The sequence below is a fragment of the Pseudomonas sp. SDO5591_S426 genome, from assembly GCF_054070755.1.
Window position 1 is genome coordinate 1 of the sequence record NZ_JBSVXD010000175.1, and the last position, 12,147, is coordinate 12,147.

12 protein-coding genes are annotated in these 12,147 nt (G+C 60.4%); 2 read left to right on the top strand and 10 right to left on the bottom strand.

Annotated elements, in window-relative coordinates; genetic code table 11:
* Positions 1–77: 77 nt before the first annotated feature.
* The 9 genes from ACW9JC_RS24470 to ACW9JC_RS24510 form a co-directional block, all read right to left on the bottom strand.
* Positions 78–701, bottom strand: a complete 624-nt coding sequence (locus ACW9JC_RS24470; protein WP_457458162.1) for an ABC-type transport auxiliary lipoprotein family protein — start codon at positions 699–701, stop codon at positions 78–80.
* Positions 698–1,636: an MlaD family protein gene (locus tag ACW9JC_RS24475; RefSeq protein WP_457458164.1), complete on the bottom strand. Its 939-nt coding sequence runs from the start codon at positions 1,634–1,636 to the stop codon at positions 698–700. The genes ACW9JC_RS24470 and ACW9JC_RS24475 overlap by 4 nt, the downstream gene beginning before the upstream one ends.
* 1 nt (position 1,637) lies before the next feature.
* Positions 1,638–2,441, bottom strand: a complete 804-nt coding sequence (locus tag ACW9JC_RS24480) for an ABC transporter ATP-binding protein (RefSeq protein ID WP_416128749.1) — start codon at positions 2,439–2,441, stop codon at positions 1,638–1,640.
* Positions 2,438–3,586, bottom strand: a complete 1,149-nt coding sequence (locus tag ACW9JC_RS24485; RefSeq protein WP_457458166.1) for an MlaE family lipid ABC transporter permease subunit — start codon at positions 3,584–3,586, stop codon at positions 2,438–2,440. Before ACW9JC_RS24485 ends, ACW9JC_RS24480 begins: the two co-directional genes overlap by 4 nt.
* A 55-nt stretch (positions 3,587–3,641) precedes the next feature.
* The gene (locus ACW9JC_RS24490; RefSeq protein ID WP_338583993.1) at positions 3,642–4,670 is read right to left on the bottom strand and encodes a DUF5924 family protein; all 1,029 of its coding nucleotides are present in this window, start codon (positions 4,668–4,670) and stop codon (positions 3,642–3,644) included.
* Positions 4,671–4,735: 65 nt separating this feature from the next.
* Complete coding sequence (locus tag ACW9JC_RS24495; RefSeq protein ID WP_457458168.1) at positions 4,736–6,112, bottom strand: M16 family metallopeptidase; 1,377 nt, start codon at positions 6,110–6,112, stop codon at positions 4,736–4,738.
* Positions 6,113–6,168: 56 nt separating this feature from the next.
* Positions 6,169–7,827 (bottom strand): Na/Pi cotransporter family protein, encoded by a 1,659-nt coding sequence (locus tag ACW9JC_RS24500; RefSeq protein WP_457458170.1) that lies wholly within the window; start codon positions 7,825–7,827, stop codon positions 6,169–6,171.
* Positions 7,828–8,041: 214 nt separating this feature from the next.
* On the bottom strand, positions 8,042–8,809 hold the full coding sequence (locus tag ACW9JC_RS24505; protein ID WP_338583990.1) for a TerC family protein: 768 nt from the start codon (positions 8,807–8,809) through the stop codon (positions 8,042–8,044).
* An 85-nt stretch (positions 8,810–8,894) separates the two neighbouring features.
* Positions 8,895–10,202 (bottom strand): CitMHS family transporter, encoded by a 1,308-nt coding sequence (locus ACW9JC_RS24510; RefSeq protein WP_338583989.1) that lies wholly within the window; start codon positions 10,200–10,202, stop codon positions 8,895–8,897.
* Positions 10,203–10,633: 431 nt separating this feature from the next.
* Here ACW9JC_RS24510 and ACW9JC_RS24515 point away from each other — a divergent pair, with 431 nt between their 5' ends.
* Positions 10,634–11,035 carry a GFA family protein gene (locus ACW9JC_RS24515; protein ID WP_457458173.1) on the top strand — a complete coding sequence of 134 codons (402 nt, stop codon included), beginning with the start codon at positions 10,634–10,636 and terminating at the stop codon, positions 11,033–11,035.
* Here the strand turns inward: ACW9JC_RS24515 and ACW9JC_RS24520 are convergent, their stop codons facing one another.
* Positions 11,036–11,362 (bottom strand): DOPA 4,5-dioxygenase family protein, encoded by a 327-nt coding sequence (locus ACW9JC_RS24520; protein WP_457458175.1) that lies wholly within the window; start codon positions 11,360–11,362, stop codon positions 11,036–11,038.
* A gap of 84 nt (positions 11,363–11,446) precedes the next feature.
* On the opposite strand from ACW9JC_RS24520, the gene ACW9JC_RS24525 reads away from it, so the two are divergent.
* A complete protein-coding gene (locus tag ACW9JC_RS24525; RefSeq protein ID WP_457458177.1) occupies positions 11,447–12,106 on the top strand; it encodes an NAD(P)-dependent oxidoreductase in 660 nt (219 codons plus the stop codon).
* Positions 12,107–12,147 lie beyond the last annotated feature (41 nt).

Below are 12,147 nucleotides of genomic sequence, written 5' to 3' on the forward strand. Positions count from 1 at the left end.
GCGGTTTTTCAAAAGCGGGTAGACAGTGGGTGCGAGTCCATACATAGGAGCTGCCTAAGGCTGCGATCTTGGCGATTTCAAGGTTTGACCGGCGCAAACTTTTGCCCTTGCTCTACCGCCCAACTCACCACCTGCGTCGACAGCTGATCACTGGCCTGGCCAAACCCGGCCACCACCGACGGCACTTTCACATCGCTCAACGGCTGACGCACTTCGAAGCGGCGGCTGGCGAGGATTCGCTGGTCGTAACCGCGTACCAGCAACGCATCCAGACGCACTACCACGCTGGTGCTGGTGCCTTGGTATTCAGTCTGGAACGCCTGCAACTGGCCGCCCAGCTCCAGGTCTGCGTGAAAAAGACTGTCATCGGTGCTCAGCAACGTCACTCGACCATCACGCTGGAAACCATCAAGCAGACGATTGCGCAGCAGCACCGGCGCCGGATCGCTCCAGCGCGAGCCCTTGTAGCTGCTGATCACGTCGCCCTGAGGGATGACCGCAATGTCCGGCCTGTTCAACGCTTCGCTGGCCAAGGGTTTGTTCAGGCGCAACGACCATTGCTGCGCCGCGCCATGACTGCTCGGCGTATTGCTCTGGGCCGAAGGCAACCGATAGACATCGAACGGCTCAGGCTTGGGCAGGATCGAGCAGGCGCTGATCAGCATGAAGCCGGCGAGGAGGGCGATACGGGTCAGCTTCATGGGGTGAATTCCTTGCGCTTGTCACTGCCCAGCAGGTAACCGCTGGGGTTGGCCTCCAGGCGTTGAGCGATGGCGCGCAGCGAGGTCAGGGTTTCACGCAGCTCGCGCACCGCCGGGGCCAGGCCGTTGAGGCCCTGCATGCCGTTGTTGATCGAGTCCTGATTGGCGCTCAGCAACTTGTTGATCGTCGCGCTGCTCTGTTCCAGCGACTTCATCGCGTGCTCAGCGCTGCCGAACATCTGCTTGCCCTGATCGTTGAGCAAGCCGTTGGCGTTGCGCATCAGCGCCGAAGTCTGTTCCATCATGGTGCCGGCCTGTTTACCGACCGACGCCAGTTGCTGCATGGCCTGACGAATGTCGCCGCGCTGCTCGGCAATGACTCCGGTGGTTTGCTCCAGATGATCAAGGGTCTTGCTGATGCGCTCGATGTTCTCCGTGGAAAACATCAGGTTGGCGTTGTGCATCAGCGTGGTCACGCCGGCCATCAGGTCGTTGCTGTCGTTGAGCAAACGGGCGATAGGCGAGGGCGACGCGACGATGGTCGGCAGGTTGCCATCCTTGCCCTTGAGCGTCGGGCTTTGTGGCGTGCCGCCGCTGAGCTGGATGATCGACGTCCCGGTGACACCGGTCAGCGCCAGCTTGGCCTGGGTGTCTTCCTTGACCGGCGTGTCGCCACCCAGACGGATTCGCGCCAGTACCCGGCGCGGGTCTTTGGGGTCCAGGCGCAGCGAGATCACATCGCCGACCTTGATCCCGCTGTACTGCACCGAACTGCCGTTGGACAGGCCACTGACGGCCTCGTTGAAGACGACCTGGTAATCCTTGAACTCCCGGTCGACGCTGGACTTGGCCAGAAACAAACCAAAGAGCAGGGCGCCCGCCACCACAATCACGGTGAACAGGCCGATCAATACATGATGGGCTCGGGTTTCCATGTCAGACCTCGTTGAGCTGTTTTGCGGCCGTCAGCGCCGCGCGGCCGCGAGGGCCATGGAAGTATTCGTGGATCCACGCATCGTCGGTTTCCGACACCTTGTCAATGGCGTCCGCCACCAGCACTTTCTTCTGCGCCAGCACCGCCACCCGGTCGGTGATGGTGTAGAGCGTGTCGAGGTCGTGGGTCACCAGAAAAACACTCAAACCCAAGGCATCGCGCAGGGTCAGGATCAATTGATCGAACGCAGCGGCGCCGATCGGGTCGAGACCGGCGGTGGGCTCGTCGAGAAACAGGATGTCCGGGTCCAGCGCCAAGGCCCGTGCCAGAGCGGCGCGCTTGATCATGCCGCCGGACAGGGACGCGGGGTATTTATCCGCCGCAGAAAGCGGCAATCCAGCCAGGGCCAGCTTCACGGCAGCCAGATGCTCAGCATCGTCGCGGCTCAGGCCGGCGTGTTCGATCAGCGGCAGGGCGACGTTCTCGGTCACGGTCAGCGAAGAGAACAGGGCGCCTTTCTGGAACAGTACGCCGAAGCGCCGTTCAATCAGCGAACGCTCGTGTTCCGGTAGCGTCGGCAGGTTTTGTCCGAAGACTTTCACCACGCCTTCGCTGGGCTGGCGCAAGCCGACGATGCTGCGCAGCAGCACCGATTTGCCGCTGCCGGAGCCGCCGACCACGGCGAGGATCTCGCCCTTGTACAAATCCAGATCAAGGTTTTCATGCACGCTCTGACGGCCGAAGCGATTGCACAGCCCACGGACTTCGATCACCGCCTCGGCGGGCGCTCGGGGTAAACGGCTCACCAGCTCATCTCCATGAAAAACAGCGCGGCCACGGCGTCGAGCACGATCACCACGAAAATCGACTGCACCACGCTCGACGTGGTGTGTGCGCCAACGGATTCGGCGCTGCCACTGACCTTGAAGCCTTCCAGACAACCGATCGCGGCGATCAGGAAGGCGAAGATCGGTGCTTTGACGATACCCACCAGAAAATGCTGAACGCCGATGTCCGATTGCAGCAGCGAGAGGAACATCGCCGGCGAGATATCCAGCGATATCGCACAAACAACGCCGCCGCCGACAATCCCCGAGATCATCGCCAGAAAGGTCAGCATCGGCAACGCGATCAGCAGCGCCAGGACGCGCGGCACCACCAGCAATTCCATCGGATCGAGGCCCAGGGTGCGGATGGCGTCGATTTCTTCGTTGGCCTTCATCGAACCGATTTGCGCGGTGAACGCACTGGCCGTGCGCCCGGCCATCAGGATCGCGGTCAGCAACACGCCGAATTCCCGCAGGAAGGCGAACGCCACCAGATCCACCGTGAACACGCTGGCGCCGAACGTCGACAGCACCGTCGCCCCGAGAAACGCCACCACGGCGCCCACCAGAAAGGTCAGCAGGGCGACGATGGGCGCGGCATCGAGGCCGGTCTGTTCGATGTGCGCCACCATCGGCGTGATGCGCCAGCGGCTAGGCCGGAACAGTCCACGAACGATGGTTTCCAGAATCAGGCCGACAAAACCCAGCAATTGCAGGGTGTCCTGCCAGACCCTGTCCACCGCACGGCCAATGCGCGTCAGCAGTTGAATGCCGACGCTGATTTCCGGTTCCTTGATCGGCACACAGAAATCGGTCAGCGACTGGTAGACGGTTTGCAGCAATGCGCGGTCGGCGGGAGAAAGGGTGCAATCGGGATGTTCGGCGGACCGGCCCAGGCGCTCGGAGCCCAGCAGCTCCACCAACAGCGAGGCGCCGGCGGTATCGAGGGCGCCGAGGCCGTTGAGATCGATGCGCGTGTTGTTGTCGTATTGGCCTTCGAGCTTTTCGCTCAGAAGCTTGAGGTCGGCGTAATGGGCGAGCGTCCAGTCCCCCGTCACCCGTATCTGAGCGGGGGCGTGCGAGGTGTCCAGTTGGGCATTGCCGGCCACTGTATTGCTGGTCATAAGCTCCGTGCTTTTTCGGCTATTTACGCTGACCTACGTAATAGCACGAACTGCCTTACTTTTCTTTGACCGGTGTGCTGTCCGGCACCGTGAAGCGCAACACGCCAATTAACTGGCCGTCTTCGGTCAGCACCCGGACCTGCCATTTGCCCGCCGGGTTGCCGGGGAAGTTCTGCTTGTGGGTCCAGGCACGATAGCCTTCCTTGCGCCCGCCATGGATGTCGAGAGGGATGCGATCGACCTCTTTACCGTTGAATTGCCAGACGTGATAAATCCGCTCGTCCAGGCCTCGCGGCGCGTTGATCGCGGTGTAAGCGTACAAGCCGCCGCCGCGAATCTGCTCGACGCTGACTTCTTCCAGGCTCTTGCCAGGCGTACGGTCCTGCATCTGCGTGCTGATGGCCACGTCGGTCATCCACAATGTCGCTGGCGGCACCCACGAACGCAGCACCCAACCGACGCCGCCGATACCAATGGTGATACTGAGGATCGCCAGCGCGTTGCGCACCGTGCGGATCGGGAAGATCGACGCCAGGCTCGGGAACGACAGCAACACGGCAATGCCCAGCGCCCATTTGAAACTTTGCGAAGTGGTCAGGTGCATGATCACCGGCAGCGCGGTGAGCAGGGCGGCGAACAGGGTCAGCGTGTGCAACGCCAGGAACGCCCAGCGCCGAGGCGCCAGCCATTTGTAGTAGAGCGGGTCGACGATGGAAATCAGCGCGGCGATGCCCAACAACCCGGTGAAGAACAACTGGCCGCTGTTCCACGTCGTGGTGATGAAGAAAAACGGCAGGACGAAGAACAGGCTTTCCTGGTGGATCATCTGCGTCGCATAACGCAGCAATGGCTGGGGAATTTCCCGCTTGAAGATCCGGGTGAACAGCTTGGTCAGGCTGTTTTCCAGCATCAGCCAGATCCAGCTGATCAGCATGATGGTGGTGATCCAGCTCGCCAGTCCCTGCTGACGATCCACCAGAATGAAACTGCCGACCCCGGAGACAAAACCACCGAGCGCAATGACCCCGGGGTAGCGCTTCATCAATTCGAGGATGCGCTGTACGAAGAGGGTCAAGGTCGGCATTCGGGCGGTTCACAGTAGTCGTAGGAAAAATCACTGACAGGTTACCGCCTCATCATGGGAAATGGTTACTTTCTGCGATGAAAACGCCACGCCACCAGACTGATCACCAGTAAGCCCAACACCCCGGCAATCGCCCACAACACCTGATCATCACTGAGCAACGGCTTCTCGATCCGCACATACCCAGGCTGTAGGAGCAGTTCGCGCATCGCCTTGTTCGCCTCAGCGAGGGAAACCGCTTGCAGCTCCTTGGTGGGGTTGGCAAAACGGCCGTCCTCGTAGTCGCCCAGCGCGCTCCAGTAGTAATCGGCCAGCGCGCTGTTACCTTGTACCGCCCAGGACTGGCGGGCGATGGCTGCTTGCTTGAGGCGATTGAAGGTTTCGGCGTTGAGGCCATCCTTGAGCAATTGAGCCTTCAAGTCATCCAGCACCGTCAGTGCCTCGTCCACGTCATCGCGCTCGAGGTCGGCATTGAGGCTCATGAAGCCTACGCCACCGAACACCTCACGCTCGGCCCACGGGCCATAGGACAAACTGTGCGCCAGCCGCAACTGGCGATACAGCGCCCAGTCCAGGTAGTCCTTGAGCAGGTCGAAGGTAACGTCGTGCTGATCTTCCAGCACCGGTTCCGGCACCAGCCAGTGCAGCTTGGCCCCATCACCAACGAACCCCCGCGTCAGAACACGCTCGTGGGCGGCGCTGGCCTGGATTTGCGGCAGCGGCGGGTGGCTGCCGGGTTCGATCGGGACCAACGTGCCGTAGGTCCGTTCCAGATAGGCTGGCAGCAGCTTATCGAGATCGCCGACCACGATCAGCGTCATGTTGTTGGGCGCGTACCAATCCTGGCGGACTTTCTCCAGTTGCTCGCGGGTCAATTGATGGACTTCGGCACGCTCGGAGCATTTGAGTCCGAGCTCCACAGCCAGTTGCTTGCTGGCGGTGTGGCCCAGATCCTGACGATCCAGCCAGCGCTGCAAATGGGTGTAATGACCACCGTCTTCACGCTCGACCACTTGCTTGGCGGCGTTGATGGCGTTGTCGTCGAAGCGGGTCTGGGTCAGCAACGCCAGCAACAGGTCGAGGACTTTGCGCTGGTTTTTCGCCGGTGCTTCGATCACGAACGTAGTGTCGGCGTTGCTGGTGAAGGCGTTCCATTCGCCCCCCAGCGCCTGCATGCGTTCTTCTAGTCCGCCTTCACCGCTGGCGTCGATGCCGCTGAACAGCAGATGTTCGAGCAGGTGCGGCAATTCTTTTTCCGCACAGCTGAAATCATCGATACCGACGCCGACCACCAGCCGGATCGCCACATGCCCGCGCTCCGTGCCGGGTTTCAGCAGCAGTTGCAGGCCGTTGCGCAGGGTGTAGCCCTCAACCTGAAAGCGATCCAGGGCAAACGAAGGGAATGAGCCGAGCAACAGACAGGCGAACAACAGACAACGCATAACGAGCTTCCATACGGCTAGCGTGAGTTCAACAGACTTCGTGCCACGGCGGACGTTCAGGGAGAATGCGTGATGTCAGTCAAATCGTCGACCACCAGCGCGCCGGTGTCGGAGGTTTCCAGCACCACGTAGGCGCTGCTGCAAAACAGTGAATTCAGACGCTTCATGTCGGCAATCAATTCCAGGTGCAACGAACTGGTCTCGATACTTTGCACGATCTTACGTTGCAAACGGCTGACATGAGCATGAGCCAAACGCCGTTCCTGTGCGCGAAAGCGACGTTTCTCACGCAATAACTGACGGGCACTTTCTTTGTCGGCACTGAGAAATACCGACAACCCCAGGCGCAGGTTGGAGATTAGCTGACTGTGCAGCCCCGCCAACTCTTCCAGGCCGACCTCGGAAAACGAGCGGCGCTGCGAGGTTTTCTGCTGCTGGACCTTGCGCAGCATGCGTTCGATCAAGTCACTGGAAAGTTTGAGGTTGATCGCCAGCTCGATGATTTCCGCCCAGCGCCGGCTGTCCTGATCACTGAGGTCCTCGCGGGGCATTTGCGCCAGATACAGCTTGATGGCGCTGTAGAGCGATTCCACATCGTCGGCCAGGCGACGCACTTCTTGTGTCACTGCGGTTTGCTTGCCGTTCAGCACATCGAGCATGGCCTCCAGCATGTTATCGATCAGGTCACCCATGCGCAGGGTTTCCCGAGCCGCGTTGGCCAGCGCCAAGCTCGGTGTAACTAGCGCCGTAGCGTCAAGGTGCCGGGGTTTGGCAGTGCCGTTGACCTGTGGCCGCTCCGGCAACACCCAGGCACAAAACCTGGCCATCGGCCCGACACTGGGCAGCAGGACCAGGCAGCGCGCGGTGTTGTAGAGCAGGTGGAAGCCGATGACCATTTCCTGGGGGCTGAAATCCAGGCTGTCGATCCAGTGCACCAACGGGTCGAGTACCGGAATGATCAGCACCAGGCCGATCAGTTTGTACAGCAGGCTGCCCAAGGCCACCTGGCGTCCGGCGGCGTTCTGCATGCTGGTGCTGAGGAACGCCAGAATGCCGCTGCCGATATTGGCGCCGATCACCAGGCCGATCGCCACTGGCAAGCTGATCACGCTGGCGCCGGCCAGGGTTGCGGTCAGCAGCACTGCCGCAAGGCTGGAGTAGGAAATCATCGCGAACAGCGCACCGACCAGGGCGTCGAGCAGGATATCGCCGGTCAGCGAGGCGAAAATCACCTTCACCCCTTGGGCGTGGGTGATCGGCGTGGCCGCCTCGACGATCAGCTGCAACGCCAGGATGATCAAGCCTAGGCCAATCGCGACGCGGCCCATCTGGCCCAGTCGCGTCTGTTTGCGCGAGAGGAAGAAAATCACCCCGAGGAAGATCAGCAGCGGCGACAGCCATGACAGGTCGAAAGTCAGCACCCGCGCCATCAGCGCCGTACCGACATCGGCGCCAAGCATGGTCGCCAGCGCCGGGGTCAGCGCCATCAGGCCCTGGCCGACAAAGGAAGTGACGAGCATGGCGGTGGCGTTGCTGCTCTGGACCATGGCGGTTACCACGATCCCGGAAATGAACGCCAGCCAGCGTTTGGACATGTTCTGGCCAATGACATGGCGCAAGTTGGAACCGTAAACCCGCAGGATGCCGGTTCGGACGATGTGCGTGCCCCAGATCAGCAAGGCCACGGCAGAGAGCAAATTGAGCAGGGTGAGCATACAGGCCCCCTGTGGTGGTAACGCCCCAAAGGGGCAAGTTGACGGTGCCGCGCGTTGTTCTACGTTTTGTACTTAAGCTGTAGTTGGCTAACGGGCTGGGCGCCAGCATCGCATAGCTAAAGAAGTGATTGAAACAAAACTGTCATGAAAACAATTTGATGCAGACAAAGAAAAAGGGACCCGAAGGCCCCTTTTGCTCAGCACAACATTCGGGTTATTGACCCGGAATGTCCTTGCGCAGTTTCACCGGATCCTGCTGCTTGCGCTTTTTCGCGATCGCGGTGCGCATCTTGATGTTGATCGCTTCCACCGCCAGCGAGAACGCCATGGCGAAGTAGACGTAGCCTTTCGGTACGTGCACGTCCAGGGATTCGGCAATCAGAACGGTACCGACCACCAGCAGGAACGACAGCGCCAGCATCTTCAGCGACGGGTGCTTGTCGATGAACGCGCTGATGGTGCCCGCAGCCAGCATCATCACCAGAACGGCCACGACAATCGCCGCCACCATGACCGGTACATGGGACACCATGCCGACCGCAGTGATGACCGAGTCCAGCGAGAACACGATGTCGATGATCGCGATCTGGATGATGGTGTACAGGAAGTTGCCACCCTTGCCCGAAGGTTCTTCGTTGCTTTCGTCTTCACCTTCCAGCGCGTGGTACATCTCTTGCGAGCTCTTCCACAGCAGGAACAGACCACCGAAGAACAGGATCAGGTCACGCCCGGAGATACCCTGGCCGAACACTTCGAACAGGTCGGCGGTAAGGCGCATGACCCAGGTGATCGACAGCAGCAACAGGATCCGCGTGATCATGGCCAGCGCCAGACCGAAAATCCGGGTGCGCTGCTGCATGTGCTTGGGCATGCGGCTGACCAGGATCGAAATCATGATGATGTTATCGATGCCCAGAACGATTTCCAGGGCGGTCAGGGTGAAGAAGGCAACCCAGATTTCAGGGTTGGTCAGCCATTCCATGTGTATTCCTTTGAGCGAGTGTTAAACCACAACGGGCCCGGGCTTCAAACAACAAAGCCTGGACCCGATGTGGTGAGTCTTGGGCTTATAGAGTGCTGAACAGCGGAAAAATCCCCATCAGCAACGCGGCGACCAGTATGCACATGCACACCAGCACTGCCCACTTCAGGGTGAAGCGCTGGTGATCACCAAAATCGATACCGGCCAGGGCCACCAACAGGTAGGTCGATGGTACGAGCGGGCTCAACAGGTGGACGGGCTGACCGACGATCGAGGCACGTGCCATTTCCACCGCGGTTATACCGTAGTGACTGGCGGCTTCGGCAAGTACCGGTAACACGCCGTAATAAAATGCATCGTTCGACATGAAGAACGTGAACGGCATGCTCACCAGCGCCGTGATTACCGCCAGGTACGGGCCGAGGAAATCCGGGATCACCGACAGCAGGCTTTTCGACATGGCATCGACCATGCCGGTGCCCGACAGGATACCGGTGAAGATGCCGGCGGCAAAGATCAGCCCGACCACTGCCAGCACACTACCGGCGTGGGCCGCGACGCGATCCTTCTGCTGTTGCAGGCAAGGATAGTTGACGATCATCGCGATACTGAACGCCACCATGAACAGCACTGGCAGCGGCAACAGGCCGGCGATCAGGGTGCACATCAGGCCCAGGGTCAGGGCGCCGTTGAACCAGATCAACTTCGGACGACGGGCATCCGGGAACTGCGAGACGCTGATTTCGCTGTGGTCGATCTCATCGCCCACCAGGTGCAGCTCACCCAGGCGCGCACGTTCACGTTTGCCGTAGAAGTAAGCGATGGCCAGGATCGCCACCACACCGGCCGCCATCGCTGGAATCATCGGTACGAAGATCGCCGAAGGGTCCACGTGCAACGCACTGGCGGCACGGGCGGTCGGGCCGCCCCATGGAGTCATGTTCATCACGCCACCGGCGAGGATGATCAGACCAGCCATGATCCGCGGGCTCATGCCGATGCGGCTGTAGAGCGGCAGCATGGCGGCCACGCAGATCATGTAAGTGGTCGCGCCGTCACCATCGAGGGAAACGACGAGCGCCAGTACGGCGGTGCCGACCGAAACTTTCAACGGGTCGCCCTTGACCATTTTCAGGATCTTGCGCACGGCCGGGTCGAACAGGCCGGAGTCGATCATCAGGGCGAAGTACAGAATCGCGAACATCAGCATCACGCCGGTCGGCGCGAGTTTGGTGATGCCTTCGAGCATCATCGGGCCGATTTTCGGGCCGAAGCCGCCGAACAGGGCGAAGATGATTGGAATCAGGATCAGGGCGATCAGCGCAGACAGGCGCTTGGTCATGATCAGGAACATGAACGTGATGACCATGGCGAAGCCAAGGAAAGTCAGCATGGGAATACTCCAGGCGTAGCGCGGCTAGGGAATGAGCGGATCGGCGATCAGCGCAGAACGGGAAGCACGAGGCGTACGGGCGGAGTTGCAGCGAAGCGGCGGATAGAAGAGGACATCAGAATCACCATTGTTGTTGTTAAATGGGCTGTGCGAGCGATAAAACGCTGGCATTGGCCGACCGGTCTGTTGCCGGTAGTGGGGGCGATCCTAATCGGGGAAGCTTTCAGCCAGCTTTCGCCGATGAAAGCGTTGACCGGAAGTACGACCGGTCGTCGGAGCGAGTTGATGCCTTCGCGCACATTGCGCCACGAAACACACCTGTAGGAGCTGCCGAAGGCTGCGATCTTTTGATTTTGATTTTTGAAAGCAAGATCAAAAGATCGCAGCCTTCGGCGGCTCCTACAGAGGCATACGGATCAGGAGGAGACAGCATGGCCAAAATCCATACAGGCGGTTGCCACTGCGGACAGCTGCGCTACCAGGTCAGCGGGCCGTTGCACGATATCGCCCACTGTCATTGCTCGATTTGCCGACGGGTCAGCGGCGGCATCGTGACCACCTGGATCACCGTGCTCGCATCGGCCTTTCAATGGCTGGCCGGAACACCGTCGAAGTACGACTCTTCATCAACCTGCACGCGATATTTCTGCGGCCATTGTGGGGCGCAAATGGCCTTGACCACTCACCTGAGCCCGGAAAGCATCGACGTGACCATCGCCACCCTCGACCATCCCGAGCTGGCGCCGGCCGAGCGGCACATCTGGACCGACAGCCGCTTGCCGTGGCTACACCTGGACGAGCATCTGCCCAGCGAGCCGGAAGAAACCATCTGATCAAAAAATAGACAGGTCCAGCGGGCGAATCGCGCCCATCCAGATCGCATGCTCGGTGTGGTCGCGCAGATCATTGCCGGTGTCCGGATGCAGGAACACCACCAAACCCTTGCGGTTGAGCGCCAGCCACGGCAGTACTTCACCAATCAGCTCCGGCCCGAACGCCAGTTGGCAGCTCCAGTCCGGGTGCGGGCCGACCGGGCGCTCGTGTACGCGGCCCATCTTCAGCGGGAACAATTGCGCCGCTTGCTCGCACAAGGCTCGCGCCTGATCGATGGTGCCGGCGTCGAAATACACATGGGCGTGATAACCCTTGATCCGTTGCATTGAAATCCCTCTGAACCTGAGTCGAACCCTCACCGTTTGCGGTGTGTCACACGCCATATAGGCAGTGAAGTACGGAGTCCAGCCATGAAAAACGCCGAAACCCCGGTGGTGAAAGTGGTGCTTTATGGTGCCATGAGTAGCCTGGGCAGCGCGCTGATGGCTGAAATGCTGCGGCGCCAGCATGAAGTGATCGCCATTCTCGATAACCTGACGGCACTCCCGCCGCGTCCGGGCTTGCGCACCAAGACCGGCGATCTGTTCGATGCGCAGCGGGTGCAGCAAAGCGTAGCGGGCAGTTCAGCGGTCATCTGTTTACTGGACGCACCAGGCCTGCCGTTCAACAGTGAATACGTGGAAAAATCCATCGTGCCGGGGCCGGTCGAGCAGGTGCTGGCGGTGGATGCGCTGATCGACGGCATGCAGGCAGCCAACATCCGACGACTGTTTCTGGTGGGGAATTTCGACGTGCTGGACGATCCGGAAACCGAGGACAGCCTGCAACGCCACGCCGCCGACGAAATTCGCGAAGCGCTGCAAAGCAGTGCCTTGCAGTGGACGCTGGTGAATGCCCCGCGCGGGGTGGCGGGTCTGACCATTGAGCACTTCAGCCAGGTCGCCGGCAATCTGGAGCCGGGACTGGCCGAACCGCTCGAACGACTGGCCCGAACCGCTACGGGTATCGCCGATGAAATGCACCTGAATTTGCACATCGGCGAGCACGTCAATTTCATTGCGACTTCATAGCATTTAAAATATCCCAGCCTGCTGCATCTCCTGCCTCTACT